Annotated in this window: 20 protein-coding genes and 1 riboswitch; of the genes, 10 read left to right on the top strand and 10 right to left on the bottom strand. The window is 71.8% G+C overall.

Annotation, left to right across the window (positions count from 1 at the left end; all coding sequences use genetic code 11):
* Window positions 1–11: 11 nt before the first annotated feature.
* Window positions 12–1,931, bottom strand: coding sequence for a DUF4190 domain-containing protein (locus tag AB0F62_RS06795; RefSeq protein ID WP_361792917.1), 1,920 nt, complete (start codon window positions 1,929–1,931; stop codon window positions 12–14).
* A 114-nt stretch (window positions 1,932–2,045) separates the two neighbouring features.
* Between AB0F62_RS06795 and AB0F62_RS06790 the strand changes: the two genes are divergently transcribed.
* Both AB0F62_RS06790 and AB0F62_RS06785 read left to right on the top strand, forming a co-directional pair.
* Entirely contained in the window at window positions 2,046–3,080 is a 1,035-nt protein-coding gene (locus AB0F62_RS06790; protein WP_361792915.1) for an adenosine deaminase, read from the top strand.
* Window positions 3,068–3,730, top strand: coding sequence for a glycerophosphodiester phosphodiesterase (locus AB0F62_RS06785; protein ID WP_361792913.1), 663 nt, complete (start codon window positions 3,068–3,070; stop codon window positions 3,728–3,730). The genes AB0F62_RS06790 and AB0F62_RS06785 overlap by 13 nt, the downstream gene beginning before the upstream one ends.
* Window positions 3,731–3,792: 62 nt before the next feature.
* Here the strand turns inward: AB0F62_RS06785 and AB0F62_RS06780 are convergent, their stop codons facing one another.
* Entirely contained in the window at window positions 3,793–4,293 is a 501-nt protein-coding gene (locus tag AB0F62_RS06780; RefSeq protein ID WP_361792911.1) for a hypothetical protein, read from the bottom strand.
* Window positions 4,294–4,373: 80 nt separating this feature from the next.
* Window positions 4,374–5,810 carry a gamma-aminobutyraldehyde dehydrogenase gene (locus AB0F62_RS06775; RefSeq protein ID WP_361792909.1) on the bottom strand — a complete coding sequence of 479 codons (1,437 nt, stop codon included), beginning with the start codon at window positions 5,808–5,810 and terminating at the stop codon, window positions 4,374–4,376.
* 180 nt (window positions 5,811–5,990) lie between these two features.
* Between AB0F62_RS06775 and AB0F62_RS06770 the strand changes: the two genes are divergently transcribed.
* From AB0F62_RS06770 to AB0F62_RS06750, 5 genes are all read left to right on the top strand, one after another.
* On the top strand, window positions 5,991–6,479 hold the full coding sequence (locus AB0F62_RS06770) for an Lrp/AsnC family transcriptional regulator (RefSeq protein WP_361792907.1): 489 nt from the start codon (window positions 5,991–5,993) through the stop codon (window positions 6,477–6,479).
* Window positions 6,480–6,481: 2 nt separating this feature from the next.
* Window positions 6,482–7,843, top strand: coding sequence for an aspartate aminotransferase family protein (locus tag AB0F62_RS06765; RefSeq protein ID WP_361792905.1), 1,362 nt, complete (start codon window positions 6,482–6,484; stop codon window positions 7,841–7,843).
* 349 nt (window positions 7,844–8,192) lie between these two features.
* Window positions 8,193–8,918, top strand: coding sequence for an ATP-binding cassette domain-containing protein (locus AB0F62_RS06760; protein WP_361792903.1), 726 nt, complete (start codon window positions 8,193–8,195; stop codon window positions 8,916–8,918).
* Entirely contained in the window at window positions 8,900–10,054 is a 1,155-nt protein-coding gene (locus AB0F62_RS06755) for a hypothetical protein (RefSeq protein WP_361792901.1), read from the top strand. The genes AB0F62_RS06760 and AB0F62_RS06755 overlap by 19 nt, the downstream gene beginning before the upstream one ends.
* Window positions 10,055–10,099: 45 nt before the next feature.
* Entirely contained in the window at window positions 10,100–11,209 is a 1,110-nt protein-coding gene (locus tag AB0F62_RS06750) for a Rossmann fold nucleotide-binding protein (RefSeq protein WP_361792899.1), read from the top strand.
* 709 nt (window positions 11,210–11,918) lie between these two features.
* Here AB0F62_RS06750 and AB0F62_RS06745 read toward each other — a convergent pair.
* The 4 genes from AB0F62_RS06745 to rlmN all read right to left on the bottom strand — a co-directional run bounded on the left by AB0F62_RS06745 (window position 11,919) and on the right by rlmN (window position 16,971).
* On the bottom strand, window positions 11,919–12,944 hold the full coding sequence (locus AB0F62_RS06745; RefSeq protein WP_361792897.1) for an ABC transporter ATP-binding protein: 1,026 nt from the start codon (window positions 12,942–12,944) through the stop codon (window positions 11,919–11,921).
* Window positions 12,944–14,557: an iron ABC transporter permease gene (locus AB0F62_RS06740; RefSeq protein ID WP_361792972.1), complete on the bottom strand. Its 1,614-nt coding sequence runs from the start codon at window positions 14,555–14,557 to the stop codon at window positions 12,944–12,946. The genes AB0F62_RS06745 and AB0F62_RS06740 overlap by 1 nt, the downstream gene beginning before the upstream one ends.
* Window positions 14,558–14,625: 68 nt before the next feature.
* Window positions 14,626–15,711 (bottom strand): thiamine ABC transporter substrate-binding protein, encoded by a 1,086-nt coding sequence (locus tag AB0F62_RS06735; protein ID WP_361792895.1) that lies wholly within the window; start codon window positions 15,709–15,711, stop codon window positions 14,626–14,628.
* Window positions 15,702–15,806: riboswitch (TPP riboswitch) on the bottom strand. (Overlaps the previous gene by 10 nt.)
* A gap of 58 nt (window positions 15,807–15,864) precedes the next feature.
* Window positions 15,865–16,971: a 23S rRNA (adenine(2503)-C(2))-methyltransferase RlmN gene (gene rlmN / locus AB0F62_RS06730; RefSeq protein WP_361792893.1), complete on the bottom strand. Its 1,107-nt coding sequence runs from the start codon at window positions 16,969–16,971 to the stop codon at window positions 15,865–15,867.
* 608 nt (window positions 16,972–17,579) lie between these two features.
* Between rlmN and AB0F62_RS06725 the strand changes: the two genes are divergently transcribed.
* Window positions 17,580–17,894: a DUF6416 domain-containing protein gene (locus AB0F62_RS06725; protein WP_361792891.1), complete on the top strand. Its 315-nt coding sequence runs from the start codon at window positions 17,580–17,582 to the stop codon at window positions 17,892–17,894.
* A 257-nt stretch (window positions 17,895–18,151) separates the two neighbouring features.
* On the opposite strand, the gene AB0F62_RS06720 is transcribed toward AB0F62_RS06725, so the two are convergent.
* Window positions 18,152–18,349 carry a hypothetical protein gene (locus tag AB0F62_RS06720; RefSeq protein ID WP_361792889.1) on the bottom strand — a complete coding sequence of 66 codons (198 nt, stop codon included), beginning with the start codon at window positions 18,347–18,349 and terminating at the stop codon, window positions 18,152–18,154.
* Window positions 18,350–18,574: 225 nt separating this feature from the next.
* Here AB0F62_RS06720 and AB0F62_RS06715 point away from each other — a divergent pair, with 225 nt between their 5' ends.
* A complete protein-coding gene (locus AB0F62_RS06715) occupies window positions 18,575–18,730 on the top strand; it encodes a hypothetical protein (RefSeq protein WP_361792887.1) in 156 nt (51 codons plus the stop codon).
* Window positions 18,731–18,911: 181 nt separating this feature from the next.
* Here the strand turns inward: AB0F62_RS06715 and AB0F62_RS06710 are convergent, their stop codons facing one another.
* Window positions 18,912–19,250 carry a hypothetical protein gene (locus AB0F62_RS06710; RefSeq protein ID WP_361792885.1) on the bottom strand — a complete coding sequence of 113 codons (339 nt, stop codon included), beginning with the start codon at window positions 19,248–19,250 and terminating at the stop codon, window positions 18,912–18,914.
* 458 nt (window positions 19,251–19,708) lie between these two features.
* Between AB0F62_RS06710 and AB0F62_RS06705 the strand changes: the two genes are divergently transcribed.
* Window positions 19,709–20,236 (top strand): DUF6584 family protein, encoded by a 528-nt coding sequence (locus AB0F62_RS06705; protein WP_361792883.1) that lies wholly within the window; start codon window positions 19,709–19,711, stop codon window positions 20,234–20,236.
* 312 nt (window positions 20,237–20,548) lie between these two features.
* Here the strand turns inward: AB0F62_RS06705 and AB0F62_RS06700 are convergent, their stop codons facing one another.
* Entirely contained in the window at window positions 20,549–20,695 is a 147-nt protein-coding gene (locus AB0F62_RS06700) for a hypothetical protein (protein ID WP_361792881.1), read from the bottom strand.
* Window positions 20,696–20,901 lie beyond the last annotated feature (206 nt).

Genomic DNA, 20,901 nt, shown 5'->3' with positions numbered 1-20,901 from the left:
CGCGGCGCCCGTTACGGCAGGACGTCCAAGTGCCAGTAGGTGTAGTCGTAGACGTAGCCGGGTGCGACCTCGACCTCGATGCTGCCGTCCTCTTCCTCCTCCGGGACGACCACGATGACCTCCGTGGTCGTGCGCTCCCCCGCCTCGAGTTCGTCGGGCAGACCCCTCCCGGAGGACAGGTCCAGCAGGCTCTCATCATCGGTGTCGTCGCTGTAGACCGAGATCTCGCCGTCGTGCAGGTCGGCGAGGTCCTCGCCGGTGTTGACCACCTCGACGCTGAAAGTGACCGCGGTGCCCTTCCCGAGCAGGCTCTTGGAAACGTCCCCGGTCCGCCGCGGATCCGAGACCGTGACATGGACCCCGTTGTCGTAGATGGCCGTGCCGTCGGCTTCCAGCGGGTCGTCCCACTCCGCGTTCTGCGAGGCGACGAATTCGTCGTCCATCCCGTCGAACCAGCCGCCCTGGATCCCGCCGACCAGCACCACGATCATCACGCCGGCCAGGGCCACGGACACGATCCCGAGGATGAGACCGGTCATCGCCTGCGACCGGTTCGTCGCCTGGCCGCGCCTGGCGATCCGCAGGCCGATGATGCCGCAGATGACGGCGGCGATGCCGAGCGGGAGGCCGAGGAACGCCCCGAAGCACGCGATGCCCAGGACGACCCCCACGATGCCGAGGATCATCGCCGTCAGGCCGACGCCGTTGCGTGGGGCGGGCGGTGCCCATCCGCCGTACGGGCCCATCCCGTACGACGGGTAGCCGGGGTATCCGGGATAACCGGGGTATCCGGGATAGCCGGCCTGGCCCGGGTAGCCGGGGTAACCCGGATACGCGGGGGCGCCGGGATGGCCGGGGAAGGTGGCGTGGGGCGGTTGCGGGGGCATGGCCGCCGTCGTGTCCGGAGACGGCGGGGCCCAGGGATCGTGGGGCTGCTGCGGCGGCACGGGCGCCGGTGCGTCCTCCGGCACCGGACTCTTGGTGAACGCCACGGGCTCCTGCGGCGGCACCGGCGGGGGCGGGGCCGGGGGCGGCGCCCAGGGGTTGTACCCGGCCGGCACGGCGGGGTGGCCGTATCCGGGAGCGGGCGGCACCGGCGGCGCCCAGGGGGCACGCGGTGCGGGCACCTCGGCGGGCGGCGCGGGCTGCGGCGCGACGTCCTGGGGCCCGTCCACCGTGGCGGTGACGTCCACCGGCCGAACCGGCTCCGGCGCGGAGGGCCCCGCGGGCGCCACCGGCACGGACGGCGCGGCGTCGGCCGGTACGGCATCGGCCACCGGAACCCCGACAGGCGCGGCACCCCCAACCGCCGCATCCCCGGCCGTCCCGGACGTCACGGGCGGGCCCGGCAGCGCCGAGGTCTCCCCCGCCTCCGGCACGGAAAGCGCGGGCGCCACCGGCACGGAGGGCGCGGCGTCCGCGACCGAAACATCGACAGGCACGGCGTCGACCGGTACGGCATCGACCACCGGAACGTCGACAGGCGCGGCATCCCCGGCCGTCCCGGACGTCACGCGCGGGCCCGGCAGCGCCGAGGTCTCCCCCGCCTCCGGCACGGAAAGCGCGGGCGCCACCGGCACGGACGGCGCGGCGTCCGCGACCGGAACATCGACAGGCACGGCGTCGACGGGTACGGCATCGGCCACCGGAACCCCGGCAGGCGCGGCACCCCCAACCGCCGCATCCCCGACCGTCCCGGACGTCACGGGCGCGTCCGGCACCGCCGAGGTCTCCCCGGCCACCGGCGCGGAAGGCGCGGAAGGCGCGGGCAGCTCGAAGTCGGCCGTCTCGTCCCGGGCCCCGTCGTCCTCGGCGGGCCGTATGTCCGCCGGTTCCGCAGCAGCCGCCGGTTCCGCCTGGGCGGCCGGTACCGCCGCGGGGATGTCGCTCGCGGCGTCGCGCGGCGTCGGGTTCTCGGGGTCGTGGGACATCGCTGCCTTCCTGGTGGCTACGTCGGGCAATGCTATGGCCTGCGAAGACGCCGGACGGAGGCAATTTCGCGTTTACGATGGCGGTCGCCGCCGACCCCGCAGGAGGATCACGACATGTCCGACACCGCGTCAGCCCTCGACGCCTTCATCGCGGGGCTCCCGAAGGCCGAGCTCCACGTACACCACGTCGGCTCGGCCTCGCCCCGCATCGTGGCGGAGCTGGCCGCGCGGCACCCGGATTCCAAGGTGCCCACCGACCCCGCCGCCCTCGCCGAGTACTTCAGCTTCCGGGACTTCGCGCACTTCATCGAGGTCTACCTCTCCGTCGTCGACCTGATCCGCGACGCGGAGGACGTGCGCCTGCTGACCTACGAGGTCGCCCGGGACATGGTGCGGCAGAACATCCGCTACGCCGAGTTGACCGTCACCCCCTACAGCTCGGTCCGCCGCGGCATCCCGGACAAGGCGTTCGTCGAGGCGATCGAGGACGCCCGCAAGGCGGCCGAGGCGGAGTTCGGCATCGTGCTGCGCTGGTGCTTCGACATCCCGGGCGAGGCCGGACTGGCCTCCGCCGAGGAGACCGCGCGCATCGCCACCCAACTGCAGCCTGACGGACTGGTCAGCTTCGGCCTGGGCGGGCCCGAGATCGGGGTGCCGCGCCCGCAGTTCAAGCCGTACTTCGAGCGCGCCCGCGCCGCCGGCCTGCACAGCGTGCCGCACGCGGGCGAGACCACCGGCCCGGAGACGATCTGGGACGCCCTCACCGAACTGGGCGCCGAGCGCATCGGCCACGGCACCAGCGCCACCCGGGACCCGCGCCTGCTGGACCATCTGGCCGAGCACCGCATCCCGTTGGAGGTCTGCCCGACGTCGAACATCGCGACCCGGGCGGTCGCCACGCTCGACGAGCACCCCATCAAGGAGATGGTGGCGGCCGGCCTGCTCGTCACCGTCAACAGCGACGACCCGCCGATGTTCGGCACCGACCTCAACACCGAGTACGCGGTGGCCGCGCGGCTGCTCCAGCTCGACGAGGGCGGTCTGGCCCAGCTCGCCAGGAACGCCGTCGAGGCCTCCTTCCTGGACACCCCCGGCAAGGCGCGGCTCACCGCCGAGATCGACGCCTACCTGGCCGGATGGCAGCGCTAGCGATCGCCCATCGCGGCGACCCGTACCACCACCGCGAGAACACCCTGCCCTCGCTGCGCAGCGCGCTGCGCGCGGGGGCGGACGCGGTGGAGATGGACGTGCGGCTGACCCGCGACGGCGTGCCGGTACTGCTCCACGACCCCACGCTGGAGCGGCTGTGGGGCGTGGGGTCCGCCGTCGCCGACACACCCTCGGACCGGCTGCCGCACGGCGTCCCCACCCTCTACGAGGCGCTCGCCGCCGTCGACGGCTGCCGGGCCCTGGTCGACCTCACCCTGCCGCGGTCCGCGGCACCGGTGCTGGCCGCGGTCCGCGACGCGGGCGCCGGGGACCGTACGTACTACTGCGGCGAGGCGTTCGCCATGCTGGCGGTCCGGGACCGGGACCCGGCCGCGGAGATCGCGCTGACCTGGAAGACCTCCGCGCCTGTACCGCCGCTTCTGCTGTCGGAGCTGCGGCCGCGCTGGATCAATCTGCGCTTCGGGCTGGTGCGCCCGCCCCTGGTGGAGTGGGCGCGCGGCGAGGGCCTGCTGGTCGGCGCCTGGACGGTGGACCTGCGGCGCACGATGCGCCGGCTGGAACGGCTCGGTGCGGACGCCGTCACGAGCAACCGCATCGCCGTGCTGCGCGAGGTGCTCGGCGGCCGGTGAGGGCGGCGACGGCCCGCCGCCCCGCGGAGACGGCCCGTCGGACACCAGGCGGCCCCGGTCCGTCAGACCCCTGCGGGTACGGGCGACTCCGTGCCCAAGCGCTCCAGCCGCTTGATCATCCGCCGCAGGATCAGCAGCGGGACGATGCCGACGACGCCGAACGCCATGTCGACGGGCATCCACCACAGCGGCAGGTCGCGGAGCGGGATGCAGATCGCCGCGAGCGGGATGATCCCGACGCACGCGATCATGGCCCACTCCACGATCCAGATGTTGCGCACCGGGTCGCGCCAGACCCCGTAGAAGGCGACGGAGATCACCAGATGCGCGAAGGCGAGCCAGTCCGTGCCGTACATCATGAACGGGTACTTCGCGTCGGTGGCGTCAAGTCCCTCCCGCACGCGGGAGATCCAGTCGCCGACGGCTCCGGGCAGGCCCCAGCCGTCCAGCCACCGGACCTCGTGCACGAGCGGGAACGCGGTGACGCCGCTCAGCACCAGGCACACGACGAAGACGACAAGCCATGCGCGTATGCGCTGTTCGAGGGTTCTTCGATCCTCCATGCCGCGGAGCGTACGCGCGCGTGCCACGGCCCCGGACACGGGGGTGTGTCCGGGGCCGTGGCGGGTGTGCGCGGCGGGTGTCAGCCGTCCAGGGACGTCATGACGTGCTTGATGCGGGTGTAGTCCTCGAAGCCGTAGGCGGAGAGGTCCTTGCCGTAGCCGGACTTCTTGAAGCCGCCGTGCGGCATCTCGGCGACCAGCGGGATGTGGGTGTTGATCCACACGCAGCCGAAGTCGAGGCGCTTGGACATGCGCATCGCGCGCGCGTGGTCCTTGGTCCACACCGAGGAGGCCAGGGCGTACTCGACGCCGTTCGCCCACTCCACGGCCTGGTCCTCGTCGGTGAAGGACTGCACGGTGATGACGGGGCCGAAGACCTCGTTCTGGATGATCTCGTCGTCCTGCTTGAGGCCGGAGACGACGGTCGGGGCGTAGAAGTAGCCCTTGTCCCCGACGCGGTGGCCGCCGGCCTCGACCTTGGCGTGCGCCGGGAGGCGCTCGATGAAGCCGGTCACCTGGGCGAGCTGGTTGGCGTTGTTGAGCGGGCCGTAGAGCACGTCCTCGTCGTCCGCGGCGCCGGTCTTGGTGTCGGCGGCGGCCTTGGCGAGCTGGGAGACGAACTCGTCGTGGATGGACTCGTGCACCAGGACGCGGGTGGCGGCGGTGCAGTCCTGGCCGGCGTTGAAGTAACCGGCGACGGCGATGTCCTCGACGGCCTTGGCGATGTCGGTGTCCTGGAAGACGACGACCGGGGCCTTGCCGCCGAGCTCGAGGTGGACCCGCTTGACGTCCTTGGCGGCGCTGCCGGCCACCTGGATGCCGGCGCGTACGGAGCCGGTGATGGAGGCCATCGCGGGGGTCGGGTGCTCGACCATCAGCCGGCCGGTCTCCCGGTCGCCGCAGACGACGTTGAAGACGCCCTTGGGCAGGATCTCGCCGATGATCTCGGCGATCAGCACGGTGGAGGCGGGGGTGGTGTCCGAGGGCTTCAGGACGACCGTGTTGCCCGCGGCGATCGCCGGGGCGAACTTCCAGACGGCCATCATCATCGGGTAGTTCCACGGGGCCACCTGCGCGCAGACGCCCACCGGCTCACGGCGGACGATCGAGGTCATGCCCTCCATGTACTCGCCGGCAGAGCGGCCCTCGAGGAGCCGGGCGGCGCCCGCGAAGAAGCGGATCTGGTCGACCATCGGAGGGATCTCCTCGCTGGCGGTCAGCCCGATCGGCTTGCCGGTGTTCTCGCTCTCGACGGCCACCAGCTCGTCCGCGCGCGCCTCGAAGGCGTCGGCGATCTTCAGCAGCGCCTTCTGACGCTCGGACGGCGTCGTGTCGCGCCAGGCCGGGAAGGCGGCCGCGGCGGCGGCCATCGCCGCGTCGACATCGGCGGCGGCGGAGAGCGGGGCGGTCGCGTAGACCTCACCGGTGGCGGGGTTCACCACATCGGTGGTGCGCCCGTCGGCGGCGTCGCGGAATTCTCCGTTGATGTGGTTGCGCAAGATACGGAGCTCGCTCACTGCACCTCTCCCTGTTCCTGTCCGATGTGTGAGACGGGCACCAGCCTACCTGCAGGACTGCCGTATTCGACATAGCCGAAACTCCGAAACAATGGATTCCGTGAGTTTGAGGTCCCCAAACCACGGATTTCATCGATCAGGGCTTGCGTGACGGCTGACCTCTCGTGCAGAGTGGGGTGCGTGGCCACTCGTACTCCGGATCCCAGGGGCTCCAACGGCGCCTTTGTGATCGACTCCGTCTCCAAGGCGATCATCGAACAGCTTCAAGAGGACGGCAGGCGCCCGTACGCCGCCATCGGCAAGGCCGTGGGCCTGTCCGAGGCGGCCGTGCGCCAGCGCGTCCAGAAGCTGCTCGACCAGGGCGTCATGCAGATCGTCGCCGTCACCGACCCGCTCACCGTGGGATTCCGGCGGCAGGCGATGGTCGGCATCAACGTCGAAGGCGACATCGAACACGTCGCCGACGCGCTCGCGGAGATGACGGAGGTCGAGTACGTCGTCGTCACCGCGGGCTCCTTCGATCTGCTGATCGAGATCGTCTGCGAGGACGACGACCATCTCCTGGAGACGATCAACAAGCGGATCCGCACGCTGCCCGGCGTGCGGTCCACCGAGAGCTTCGTCTACCTCAAGCTCCGGAAGCAGACCTACACCTGGGGAACCAGATAGCCATGAGCGCGGACCTGTCCAAGACCGCGTACGACCACCTGTGGATGCACTTCACCCGCATGTCGTCGTACGAGAACGCCCCTGTGCCGACCATCGTGCGCGGCGAGGGCACGTACATCTACGACGACAAGGGCAAGCGGTACATCGACGGCCTGGCGGGGCTCTTCGTGGTCAACGCCGGCCACGGCCGCGTGGAGCTCGCCGAGACCGCCTACAAGCAGGCCCAGGAGCTCGCCTTCTTCCCGGTGTGGAGCTACGCCCACCCCAAGGCCGTCGAGCTGGCCGAGCGCCTCGCGGGCCACGCCCCCGGCGACCTGAACAAGGTCTTCTTCACCACCGGCGGCGGCGAGGCGGTCGAGACCGCCTGGAAGCTCGCCAAGCAGTACTTCAAGCTCACGGGCAAGCCGACCAAGTACAAGGTCATCTCGCGGGCCGTCGCCTACCACGGCACCCCGCAGGGCGCCCTGTCCATCACGGGCCTGCCCGGCCTCAAGGCCCCGTTCGAGCCGCTGGTCCCCGGCGCGCACAAGGTGCCCAACACCAACATCTACCGCGCCCCGCTCTTCGGCGACGACCCCGAGGCGTTCGGCCGATGGGCCGCCGACCAGATCGAGCAGCAGATCCTCTTCGAGGGCCCCGACACCGTCGCGGCCGTCTTCCTGGAGCCGGTGCAGAACGCGGGCGGCTGCTTCCCGCCCCCGCCCGGGTACTTCCAGCGGGTCCGCGAGATCTGCGACCAGTACGACGTGCTGCTCGTCTCCGACGAGGTCATCTGCGCCTTCGGCCGGCTGGGCACCATGTTCGGCTGCGACAAGTTCGGCTACGTCCCGGACATGATCACCTGCGCCAAGGGCATGACCTCCGGCTACTCGCCCATCGGCGCGTGCATCATCTCCGACCGCGTCGCCGAGCCCTTCTACAAGGGCGACAACACCTTCCTGCACGGCTACACCTTCGGCGGCCACCCGGTGTCGTCGGCGGTCGCCCTCGCCAACCTCGACATCTTCGAGCGCGAGCAGCTCAACCAGCACGTGCTCGACAACGAGGGCGCCTTCCGCGCCACCCTGGAGAAGCTCCACGACCTGCCGATCGTCGGTGACGTCCGCGGGAACGGCTTCTTCTACGGCATCGAACTGGTGAAGGACAAGGCCACCAAGGAGACCTTCACCGACGAGGAGACCGAGCGCGTCCTGTACGGGTTCCTCAGCAAGGCGCTCTTCGAGAACGGCCTCTACTGCCGCGCCGACGACCGCGGCGACCCGGTCGTCCAGCTCGCGCCGCCGCTGATCGCCGACCAGTCGACGTTCGACGAGATCGAGGGCGTCCTGCGCACCGTCCTCACGGAGGCCTGGACCAAGCTCTGATCGGCCTTTTCGAGGCTCGGTTCGCCTCCGGGGCGCTCCGGCCGGTGTTGGGGGCGCCCCCGGCCGCCAGGCCGGGGGAGGTCGATCGTGCTCGGTCCCTCGTTCCTCGGGACCTCCGCGCGTTCTCCCCTTCGACACCGGCCGCGCCCCTTCGGCTCACTCGCCGAAGCATCCACGGGCCGGGGCACGCACGCCGCGTGCCCCGGCCCGTAGGCGTCCACGGCGGAAACCGCGCTAGTCCGCACGGGTGGCCGCGCCCGGGAAAGCCCGTCCGTAACCGGGGCCGGGTGCCACGGGCCGCGTACGGTGCCGCAGTGACCCGGACTCCCCGCGTTCGTTAGAGGCCAACGTGAACCCACCCGACAACGACGTGCTGTGGGCCCGCGGCCTGCGCCACACGCACGACCGCTCACCCGCTCTGCTCGGCGTGTCCCTCGGCGTACGGGAAGGCGAGATCCTCGGCGTCCTCGGCCCGCACGGCGCCGGGAAGACCACCTTGCTGCGCTGCCTGTCCGGCGAACTGCTGCCCGAACAGGGCGAGGTGTGGTTCAACAGCTCCCCCGTGCACACCCTGGGAGTGTCCGCCCGCGAACGCCTGCGGCGCGAGCGCTTCGGCTGGATCGACAGCAGCCCGCAACTGCTGCCCGAGCTGACCGTCCGGGAGAACGCCGCGCTGCCGCTCCTGCTCTGCGGCGTCCCGTACCGCACGGCCCGCGCCGCCGCGCAGGAGTGGCTGGACCGGATGGACATCGGCGGGGCCGCCCGCAAGCGTCCCGGCCGGCTGCTGCAGGCGGAGCGGCAACGGGTGGCGATCGCCCGCGCCCTGGTCAACCGGCCCTCCGTGGTCTTCGCGGACGAGCCGACCGCCCCGCTGCACCGCGCGGACCGCGCCCAGGTGCTGCGCATGCTGACCAGCGCCGCCCGCTCGCACGGCATCACCGTGGTGCTCGCCTCCAACGAACCCGAGGTCGTCGCCCTCGCGGACCGGGTGGTCACCCTGGTCGACGGGCGCTTCGTCGCGGGCATGCCGTACCAGGAACGGGAGGGCGCCGACTCGTGCTCAGCCTCCGTGTAGCCCTCGGCTCCCGGCCCGAGGTGCTGCTGCGCCGGCTGCTGGTCGCCGCCGCGGCCGCGGGCACGGGTTTCCTGCTGCTCGCCGTGCTCGGCCACGCCCTCGCGCATCCCGAGGACGCCCCGGACAGCACCGTCCGGCTGCTCTGGTGCGCGGTGCCCTTCGCCGCCACCGTCCATCTGTCGGTGCTCGTGGCCCGTACGGAACCGAGCGGACGGCTGCACGCGGGCCTGGCCGCGGCCGGGCTCGGCCGGCACGGGCTGCCCCTGCTGGCCGCGGCGAGTTCCGCGCTCAACTGCGGGCTGGGCGTCCTGGCGGCCCTCCTGGGCTTCCTCTACCTGCGCGGTGACCTGCCCGGCCCCGGGCCGGTCGGCGGCGCCGCCGAACTGCTCGGCGCGGACCGGCGGCTGCCGTTCGTGGGCGCGCTGACCCTGCTCGCCACGCTGCCGCTGGCCGCGGCGGTCGCGGCGGCGGTCGCACTGCGGCCCCGGCGGACCCGTGAGGACGCGCCCGCCACCCGCGAGAGCGCACCGTCCGGCCTGCCGTGGGGCGCCGCCCTCGTCGCGATCGGCCTGGCCCTCGGCATCACCTCCGCCCGCGACGGCCGTACCCCCGTCTCCGGCGGCATGCTGCCGCTGCCCGGTGGCCTGGGCCATGCCGCTCCGGCCGTCGTCGGCGGCTGGCTGCTGACCGCCGCGGGCATGGTGCTGGCCATGCCGGGGCTCGTCCATCTGTGCGGGCGGCTGCTGGCGGCCTGCCACCCGAGTGCCCTGCGGCTGCTCGCGGGCCGCGCGCTCCAGGAGGAGGCCTCGCTCGTCGGCCGGCCGCTGGGCGCCCTGTGCGCCGTGGCCGCCACCGCGCTCGTCGGCGGCGACCGGCTCGGTGCCGGTGTGCATCCCGTCGGCCCGCTCACCGTGCTCGGGGCCTGCCTCGTCACCGTGTCGGCCCTCGCGACCGTCCTCACCGCGACCGTGGACGCCAAGCGCGCCCGCCGTCCGGCCACCGCGGCCCTCGCCCGCCTCGGCGCGCCCGCCGCGCTGCTGCGCAACGCCGCCGCCGTACGCGCCCTCGCCGTCCTCGGTGCCGCCCTCCCGCTGACCTTGCTCATCGCCCACCTGGGCACGCTGCCGCTGCGGTAGCGCCGCGGGAGCCCCGCGGCGGGGGCCTCCGCCGCGGGCGCTAGGGTGGCGGGCGTGCTGACGCCGAACGATCACGAAATCGAGTCCCTCGAGGAATTCGACCGGATCGCCGCGTCCGGATCGCTGTGCGGACACCGCGTCCAGTCGGTCGATCTGACGACCCGTACCCCCGTCCTGCTCTCCGCCGACACCGCCGAGGCCGTGTTCCTGGGCTGCCCGATGGAGCCCGAGGCGGCCGCACACGTCCGCGCCCGCGGCGCCATGGTCTTCCCCCCGGTGCCGGATCTGCCGTTCGACCCGTACCGGGGTGCGCTCTACAGCCCGGACGCCCTCTACGAGGGGCTCGCCGACGGCTACGCGGCGACGCCGGACGCCCGCGCGTACGAGTGGTTCCTGCGCACCCGGGGACGCGGCGACATATATGCGTCGATGCTCCGCAGCATCCACGACGACGCCGTCTCCGACGCCTTCGACGAACTCGTCTCCGGCGCCCGCGTCGTCGGGGTCATGGGCGGCCACGCCATGGAGCGCGGCACCGAGGCCTACGACGGCGCCGCCCGCCTCGGCAGGGCACTCGCCCGCGAGGGCCTGACCGTGGCCACCGGTGGTGGTCCCGGGGCCATGGAGGCCGCCAATCTCGGCGCGTATGCCGCGCCCTTCGAGGACGCGATGCTCGCCGACGCCTTGGAGTCCCTGGCCAAGGTGCCGTCCTTCCATCCGTCCATCGGCGACTGGGCGGGCGTGGCCTTCGAGATCCGCGACCGCCGGCCCGGCGGCGGGGCCTCCATCGGCGTACCGACCTGGTTCTACGGCCACGAGCCGCCGAACGCCTTCGCCGAGCACATCGCCAAGTACTTCGCCAACGCCACCCGCGAGGACGGCCTGCTGGCCCGCTGCAACGCAGGCGTCGTCTTCCTGCCGGGGGCCGCGGGCACCGTGCAGGAGATCTTCGACAACACCACGCCCAACTACTACGAGTCCAACGGCGCCCCGCGCCCCATGGTCCTGGTCGACCGCGACCACTGGACCCGTCGCCTGCCGGCGTGGCCCCTGCTCCAGGCGCTCGCCGACGGCCGCTCCATGGAGCCGCGCATCGCATTGGTCGACTCCGTCGAGGACGCCCCGCAGGCGCTGATGCGCCTGACGCGGGGTTAGCCCGGATTCAGGGCCCGCACGGCGGGGTAGCGCCGGCACGCACGGTGGTCGGGTGCGGGTTCGTCTCGCTCCCTTCGGTCGCACAGCGGCTGGCTGCGGAGGGGAGGGTGGGGCCTGGGGCGGGTCGGCGGTGTGCGGCTGGGTGGGTGGCCGGGGTCCAAGCGCCGGAGCGGGGCCTGTTGTTCATAGGGTGCCGGTCTCGTCGCCGTCCGCGCGTAGAGATGGCCGGTGACCACGCCCACCCTCCGTGGATGGCGCGCCCGCCGTAACCGGCGACTGCGGCTGATTCCCCGACAGGACATGGGTTCGGCAGGTCGGTTTCCGAGATCGGGCTCTGTTTCGCCGACATAGTCGGTGAAAGCGGGCCCGATGTCCCGCCCACCCCCCACCAGCACCCCGAATCAGCCGCAGACGCAGGTCACGGCAGGCGCGCCCACCACCGGGAGTAGGCGTGGAAGCGGCCATCTATACCCGCGGACGGCAACGAGACCCAAGCCACCGGAGACGCACCCCGCTCCGGCGCCTGAACACCCGCCACGCACCGGCCCGCACACCGCAACGAAGCCCCGAACCGCCACCCTCCCCATCCGCAGCCCGCCGCCCTGCGACCGAAGGGAGCGAGACGGTGGGACAGCCGAAAACCGGCAGCACCGCCACCATCCACCCGCACACCGAGCAGGCCCACGCGGCGGCTGACGGGACAGAGGGTCTACGCGTCGAGCACCACGACCTCGTCCGCCGAGAAGGCAACGCCCACCGTGTCGCCCTCGGCGGGGGCGTCGCGCAGGGCGCAGGTGGCCTCCAGCCCGGGACCGTCCTCCGGGCGCAGGCGGAGGGTGACCTGGTCGCCGCGGAAGGTGCGCGCGAGCACCTCGCAGCGCAGCCCGTCCGCAGCCGGGACGAGCCGTACGCCGGCCGGTCGCACGAGGAGCCGGGCCGGCCCCTGGGGCGAGCCCGGCGGGACGGGGATCTTCCCCCAGGCGGTGTCGGCGGCATCGCCGGTGACGGTGGCGGCCACCACGTTGTCGAAGCCGAGGAAGCGGGCGACGAACTCCGAGGCGGGCCGCTGCCACACCTCCAGCGGCGTGCCGGCCTGCTCGACGCGGCCGTCGCGCATGACGACGACACGGTCGGCGAGGGCGAAGGCCTCGCTCTGGTCGTGGGTGACGGCGAGCACCGTGGTGCCGAGCCTGCGGAAGAGCCCGCGCAACTCGACCACCAGGCGCTCGCGCAGTCCGCGGTCGAGCTGGCCGAGCGGTTCGTCGAGCATGAGCAGCCGCGGATCGGGCGCCAGCGCCCGAGCCAGGGCGACACGCTGCTGCTCGCCGCCGGAGAGCGAACCGACCGCCCGCCGCTGGGCGCCGGGGAGGCCGACGAGATCCAGCAACTCGGCGACCGCGCGCTCCCGTTCGGCGCGACCGGCGCCGCGCATGCGCAGGCCGAAATCGACGTTTCCGGCGACGTCGCGCTGCGGGAAGAGCTGGTGGTCCTGGAACATCAGCCCGACGCCGCGCCGGTGCACGGGCACGCCCGCCTGGTCGCGGCCGGAGAGCAGCACACGCCCGGCGTCGAGCGGCTGCAGCCCGGCCACGACCCGCAGCAGGGTGGACTTGCCGCTGCCGCTCGGCCCGAGCACGCAGACCGTCTCGTGCTCGGCGACGTCCAGCCCGACGGCGTCCAGGGCGGCGCGCCCGCCGAAGCGCACCGTGGCGCCGTCCAGTCGCAACAGGGACATCAGAACTCCCCCGACCTGTCGATGCGGATGCGTTCCAGGGCCAGCAGCGCGCCCGCGCACACCAGCATGAGCACGGTGCTGAGCGCCATCGCCTGGCCGTAGTTGAGCTCACCGGCCCGCCCGAGGAAGCGGGCGACCGCCACCGGGAGGGTGGGGTTGTCGGGGCGGGCGATGAAGACGGTGGCACCGAACTCGCCGAGCGACACGGCGAACGCGAAGCCCGCCGCCACCAGCAGCGCCCGCCGTACCAGCGGCAGGTCGACCTCCCGCCACACCCGCAGCGGGGAGGCGCCGAGCACCGCCGCCGCCTCGCGCTGCCGCTCGTCGACCGCGCGCAGCACGGGCAGCATGGTGCGCACCACGAAGGGCACGCCGACCAGCGCCTGGGCCAGTGGCACGAGGATCCACGAGGAGCGCAGGTCCAGCGGCGGCTCGTCGAGGGTGATGAGGAAGCCGAAGCCGATGGTCACCGCCGAGGTGCCCAGCGGCAGCATCAGCAGGGCGTCGAAGCCGCGGACGAGACGCCCGGCCCTCCGGGTGAGGGCGGCCGCGGCCAGCCCGCCGACGACCAGGGCGATCGCGGTGGCGGCGGCCGCGTACTGGAGGGAGTTCCACACCGCGGCGACCGGCGCCACAAGGAAGGTCCCGCCGCTGTCGGCCGCGGAGTTCAGCGCCCGGTAGTAGTCGAGGCCGTAGCCGTCGGGGCCGTGCAGGGAGCGCTCGACCAGCACGCCGAGCGGCAGCAGGATCAGCAGCGCCGCCACGCCGAGCGCCCCCGCGAGCAGCCCCCACTCGCCGGCGCCGCGTGGCCGCCGCGCGGTGCGGGCCGGGTCGACCAGCCGCAGCGCGCTCTCCCTGCGCCGTACGGTCCCGGCGTGCACGGCGAGGATCGCCGCGACGGCGGCGAACTGCACGATCGTGAGCACGGCCGCCGTCGGCAGGTCCAGCAACTGGGCGGTCTCGCGGTAGATCTCCACCTCCAGGGTGGAGAAGGTGGGCCCGCCGAGGATCTGGACGACGCCGAAGGAGGTGAAGGTGAACAGGAAGACCATCAGCGCGGCCGCGGCGACCGCGGGGGCGAGGGCGGGCAGCGTCACCTTCCGCCAGGCCGCGAGCCGCCCCGCGCCGAGGACCCGCGCGGCCTCCTCCTGCCGGGGGTCGAGCTGTGCCCACAGCCCGCCCACGGTCCGTACGACCACGGCGTAGTTGAAGAAGACGTGGGCGAGGAGGATCGCCCACACCGTGGTGTCCAGGCGCACGCCCCACAGTTCGTCCAGCAGCCCGCCGCGCCCGAGCAGCGCGAGGAAGGCCGAACCGACGACGACGGTCGGCAGCACGAAGGGCACGGTCACCACCGCGCGCAGCACCTGCTTGCCGGGGAAGTCGAAGCGGGCGAAGACATAGGCGCCGGGCAGCGCGATCGCCAGGGTGAGCGCGGTGGACGCGGCCGCCTGCCAGCAGGTGAACCACAGCACGTGCAGGATGTCGGGCTCGCCCAGGACGTCGGCGAACCGGCCGAACCGCCACCGTCCGCCCTCGCGGAGCCCGCGGGTGACGATGGCGGCGACCGGATAGCCGAAGAACAGCGCGAAGAAGGCGACCGGCACGGCCATCAGGCCCAGCCGCACCGCCGGCGGCCGGACGGCCGCCGCCTTCGCGCGCGTCCCCCCGGCGGTCTTCGTTACTTCAGCACGAGCGAGGACCACGACTTGACCCACTGCTCCCGGTTCTCGGCGATCTTCTCCGGCGCGACGGTGGCCGGATCGCTGATGGCGGGCGCGTACTTGGTGAAGACCTCGGGCAGCTCCGCGTCGTCGCGGACCGGGTTGACGAACATGTTCAGCGGCATGTCCTCCTGGAAGGCGCGGCCCAGCAGGAAGTCGACCAGCGCCTTGCCGCCCTCGGTGTTCTTCGCGCCCTTGAGCAGGCCCGCGAACTCGATCTGCCGGAAGCAGGTGCCGGTCGCGACGCCCGTCGGCCCCTGCGCGGGCTGCGTCTTCAGGCCGAGCACCTCGGCGGGCGGGCTGGAGGCGTAGGACACGACGAGCGGCTTGTCGCCCTTGCCGCCCCCGGCGCCGGAGAAGGTGTCGTAGTACGCCTGCTCCCAGCCGTCGACGACCTGGACGCCGTTGGCCTTGAGCTTCTTCCAGTAGTCCTGCCAGCCCTCGTCGCCGTACTTCGCTGTGGTGGCGAGGAGGAAGGCGAGGCCCGGGGAGGAGGTGGCGGCGTTCTCCGTGACCAGGAGGTCCTTGTACTCGGGCTTGACGAGGTCGTCGAAGCTCTCCGGCACGGCGAGCTTGTGCTCGGCGAAGTACTTCCGGTCGTAGTTGACGCAGACGTCGCCGAAGTCGATGGGCGTGACGCGGTGCTTCGCGGCGTCGAGCTGTAGCCCCGCGGGCACCTTGTCGAGGCCCTTGGCCTCGTACGGCTCGAAGAGGTCGTTGTCGAGGGCGCGGGACAGCAGCGTGTTGTCGACGCCGAAGAAGACGTCGCCCTGCGGGTTGCCCTTGGACAGCACGGCCTGGTTGACCGCGGCGCCGGCGTCGCCGCCGCGCAGCACCTTGACGGTGTAGCCGGTCTGCTTCGTGAACTCCTTCAGCACGCCCTTCGACGCGGCGAAGGAGTCGTGGCTGACCAGCGTCACGGTCTTGGAGGTGCTGCCGCCCTCGGCGGTGTCGCCGCCGTCGCTGCCGCAGGCGGCGAGCGCGGTCGCGCCGAGCGCGACGACGAGGACGGTGCCGGCCGCACGCCGACGGGTGGTGCTCATGTGTGACTCCCTACGCCGGTATGACCCGGATCAGGTCCGAGGGTCTGCGGCTCTGCCGCACTCTCAGCGCTGTCTGCGCTCCCCTGTCGGATGTTCTTTTGTGTGATGTCACGGCAAACGGCCGCAAACGACCGTCACGATAGCAAGCGCGGATCAGCGCTCGGAAGCCGCCAGCTGACCGCAGGCGCCGTCGATCTCCTGACCGCGGGTGTCCCGGACGGTCACGGGCACGCCGTGCGCTTCCAGCGCCGCCACGAACGCCCGCTCGTCCTCGGGCCGCGAGGCCGTCCACTTCGAGCCGGGGGTCGGGTTGAGCGGGATCAGGTTGACGTGGACGCGGCGCCCCTTGAGCAGCCGGCCCAGCAGGTCGGCCCGCCACGCCTGGTCGTTGATGTCCCGGATCAGCGCGTACTCGATCGAGACCCGGCGGCCGGACACGTCCGCGTAGTGCCACGCGGCGTCCAGCACCTCGCGCACCTTCCAGCGGGTGTTCACCGGCACCAGAGTGTCGCGCAGCTCGTCGTCGGGCGCGTGCAGCGACACCGCGAGCCGGCACTTGAAGCCCTCGTCCGCGAAGCGCAGCATCGCCGGGACCAGGCCCACCGTCGACACCGTGATGCCCCGCTGAGACAGCCCCAGGCCGTCGGGCTCCGGGTCGGTCAGCCGGCGGATGGCGCCGACGACCCGCTTGTAGTTGGCCAGCGGCTCGCCCATGCCCATGAACACGATGTTGGACAGCCGCGCGGGCCCGCCCGGGATCTCGCCGTCCCGCAGCGAGCGCATGCCCGCCACGATCTGGTGCACGATCTCCCCGGTCGACAGGTTCCGGTCCAGGCCGGCCTGGCCGGTGGCGCAGAACGGGCAGTTCATGCCGCAGCCCGCCTGCGAGCTGATGCACATCGTCACCCGGTCCGGGTAGCGCATCAGCACCGACTCGACCAGAGTCCCGTCGAACAGCCGCCACAGCGTCTTGCGCGTCGTGTCGTTGTCGGTGCTGCTGTGCCGCACGACCGACATCAGGTCCGGCAGCAGCCCCTCCGCCAGCTTGCCGCGCGCCGCGGCCGGGATGTCCGTCCACGCGGCGGGGTCGTCGGCGTAGCGCGCGAAGTAGTGCTGCGAGAGCTGCTTCGCACGGAACGGCTTCTCCCCCAGTTCCGCGACCGCCTCCCGGCGCTCCTCGGGCGAGAGGTCGGCAAGGTGCCGCGGCGGCTTCTTGGCTCCGCGCGGGGCGACGAATGTGAGTTCTCCGGGTGCAGGCATGGTGCGTCCAGTGTCGCAGATCGTTTGGGGCCGCCCAGGTCAGATGGGTGAGGCTCCCGTCACCCTCAGGCGTCCCCTGTCGACCTCGGCCGATCTTTCACGACCCGGAGACGGCCCAGAGGTCGCGGCCCTCGCTGTGGGACGGCTTCGGGAGCGCGCAGCCGCATGGGCCTCGCGGATCTTCGCGTCCACAGCTGTCGAGCCGCATCTGTCGATACAGCCGGATCGCACGCAGGTGTTCTGAACGTTCAAATAATTCGCACACACATTCGAGACCGCCGCACGTCTCAGATCACCACGACAACGCGGACGAGACCATGCATGTCAGCCGCTGCGTCGGCGCCGGCGCCTGGAAGGCGCTCCATGGCGGCGTCCCGTCCTCCTCTTGACCTGTGCGCTTCCTCTGCTGAACTGCTTGCCGATAGAACTTCCCCACGGATTCGACACGCGGTGTCCTGGCGGATCTGTACGGTGCGAACGACACACACGCTGGGGCGAATTGTTGGGGGCGGGCATGACGGCGTATCTGACCGAGACTGATCCACGATGGGTCAGGCACTGCTGGAGAAGCAGGGCACTACCAGGCCTCGGAGTGGGGTCCGGAGGACTTGGAGCGCGCCGCGACGTTCTTGACCGAAATCGCGCCGCAGGCCCGGCGGGTGTTCGAGTACCTGCTACGCAATCCCGGTCGGGGGATCCACTGCACCGAGTTGGTGGACAAGGTCCTGGGCGGGCCGAACGAGAGTGATCCGGCGCGGCGCGTGGCAGGGGTGCTGTCCGGCATGAGCAAGGGACACAGCAACAGTGAGCGGCGGCTTCCGTTCTACTGGTGGGAGGCTCCTGAGGGGAGCGCGGGTGCAACGTACGCAGTCCGCCCTTCGGTGGCAGCGGTGTTCCTGGCCGCTCAACTCGACGCCGCGTGATCCGCACAACCGCAGCCGACCGCCGGCGGCCGTGACCTGCGGCCGTCTCATCGACCAACGTCCTGACCCGCTGCCGAGCTGTCGGCAGCTGTCGACATCGGTCATCACCGAGCGCCCCTCCACGTCCCGAGGACGGCGCCGGGCACCGGCCCGCATCCGGTGCGGGCACGGTGGCTCGGCACGGTCCCTGCGATTCTCCGGCTGCGCTCACGCGGGAGCGCCCCGCAGCACGTGGCTGCGGGGCGCCCAGGGGGGGCTCAGTCGACCATCTGCCCGTCGTACGTACCGCCCTTGCAGGTGTTGGTCGCCCAATCGACCGTTCCGCCGCCGTCCTGGCACTCACCCGGTGTGGGGCTGGCGGCGGTGGTGGCGGTGGCGGTGGCGGCGCCTGTGAGGCCGAGTCCGGCGAGGGCTACCGTGGCGATGACGGCGGCGAGGATTCGTCGAATGCGCATGTGGTTCCCCTTTCACGCATTGCCTCGGTTGGGTCACTAGCCAGCTTGATCTTCACCCATGTGGGTGGCACCTCATATTGGGCCATTCGGGTGACAGGGCTGTCAGGTGCGTGGCCGGTGACGCCACCCGTCAGACAGGCGCTGGTGGGCGGTGCCGCGCGAGGCCACCTCGCGGTCCCGTTCTTGGGGGATCGCCGGTCCACGCGCCGCGAATGGGCTCTGCGGATGTCCGAGCGCTACGGCAGCGCGCGATGGGAGCAGGCCCGGGACGTCATCAGGGGATACAGCAGCAACGGGACGGTACAGCTCAAGTCCGACGTCGAGGAGGTGGCCGTCTACCACGCTGATGCCACTCCCTATGTCCCTGGTTTGGAAGACTGAGGCTGCGAACCATGGCCCACCTGGGCAGACGCTGACCTGTGGTGAAGCGAGACTGTCATCCTCCCCGCCCGCCACCGCGTCACCTGGCACGCGTATGGCGGGAGCCCTCCAGGTGGCTCGATCGCTGCCGAACGAAGTGCGATCTGCTGTTGTGATGTGGAGGTTGCCGGTCGACCGCTCGCTACCTTCCGCCGATACCGAGGATCTCGTGCCAGTGGTCGAGGTAGCGGCGCACGGCGGCATCGTCGTGATGGTCAAGAACCAGCCATTCCCGTGCTGCGGCGACCATGTGCTGCACCGCAAGGTTTTCCTCGTGCGGCCTGAGTTCAACCCAGTCGGTCAGGGCACCCCAAATGACATACACGCCGCCTGCATGGTCGTATGTGCTGAAGACGTCCACTTCGCTTGTGGCACCCATCACGTACAAAGCGGTGGCGTAGGGATCGTCTCCGTGGATGACCTCGCGGGCAAGGCGACGGGAGTGCTCCAGGTAGTCCGACACGATCTCGTCGTCACTCAACGGGTCGGTTCCGCCCGGCATGTCCGGGGCTGAGAGATCGGCTGTCGCCTGCGTGCGCTAATCCTGAGCGGGGTTGATGTCCACGGGCGCACGGTATGCGAGGTCGGTGCAGCGGCTTTGGGCGGGAACTGCCATGGGGCGAGAGATCGAGCCCGTACGCCGGCCACGAATCGGGCCGGCTCCTCGCCTGCCCGCAATAGCCAGATGTGGGCCCCGATCTTCGAGGCCCGCCCCATGATGGCTGCGTAAAGCCGCGGAGCCGACCGCCCCAGCCACAGCGGGTTGCCTCCTCAGCCGTCGCCTCGCCGACTGGCGGGCGGGCGGTCGGCGGCCGGGCCGGAGCGGGGCTAAGAATGGAGCAGCGGCCCGAGGCGCCGGCCGCACTCTGCGCGGCGGGAGCGCCTTGAAGCGACAAAACCAGGTCGCCATCGATCAGCGCGCTACCCGATCATGCGTTCATGCCCCTGAGAGAGACCCTTGCCCGAGTCGACGCGGACCTGGTCGCCGGCCGTGTTCCCGTCGCGCGCCAGCGTTTGCGCGGTCTCGTCTCGTCCTTCCCGTATGACCTGACGCTCCGCCGGCGTCTGGCCGAGGTGTACCGGCTCTACGGCGACGCCGCCGAGGCTGGACGCTGGATGTACCTCGAGGAGGACCGCAACGCCGATGAGACCGCCGCCTTCGAGGCGCGGTACGGCTCTCCCGGGTGGCGGATGAAGGCCCTCGCCTGGCGCGGCCCCGAGGCGATGGCTGCCACCGCCTTCGCGGAGGGGCAACTGATCGCGGTGCGGACCGCCTGCGCCAAGGAACTGGGGCACCCCGTCGACTGGGACGACCCCGCCTCCTACCGGGACGGCCTGGAGGAGGAGTACGAGGCGCCTTCCGAGCCGTGGACGGTCGGCGGTGTGCTGGCGGGCGTCGGCTGCCTGGTGGGGGCTCTTGCGTTCCTTGCGATCTGGGTGAATGGAGTCGTTGCCCTCTTCGACTGACTCCTCAGGTCACCCGGGCCGGTGAGGAGCACCGCTCGAGCTCCGGTGAGACCGTCCGGAACTCCCCTGAACAGGGCCCCCGGTGACGAGCGCAAGGATCCCGCAGTGCCCGGTGTGCGCCGGCCGTGGCAGCAGTGAGACGGGTCCGCGAAACGGCCGTTGCGGAACCCTCGATTCCGGAGATTCAAGCCTGACCGCGACCGACCGACGAGGATCGGCCGCGGTCGGGCCTTCGCCAATTGACCCCTTCGAAGGTGACCGGTCCCCGACAGGGCAGGTTTGTCCAGGACGACGGTCGACTTCGGGAGGGAACTACTGACGGATGTTGATGGCCTGGACCGCCTGGGACTGTGCGACCGCCAGCGGGGAGGCGACGTTGGCCGACAGCGATTCGTTGTGGGCCTTCACGTGCGCAGACTCGAGCGACTTGTTGGTGAAGCTGAAGTAGCCGAAGTCCACGCCCCGACCGCCGTACCCTCCGCGCCCATGGCCTCCACGGCCGTAGTCCCCGCGGTCGTACCCTCCGCGGCCGTAGCCCCCGCGGTCGTACCCTCCGCGGCCATGGCCTCCACGGCCGTAGTCCCCGCGGCCGTAGCCCCCACGGTCGTACCCTCCGTGGCCATAACCCCCACGGTCGTACCCTCCGTGGCCGTAGCCCCCACGAC

Source organism: Streptomyces sp. NPDC026673 (genome assembly GCF_040638135.1).
Taxonomy (GTDB): Bacteria; Actinomycetota; Actinomycetes; order Streptomycetales; family Streptomycetaceae; genus Actinacidiphila.
This window is presented reverse-complemented; position numbering and strand designations above follow the sequence as displayed.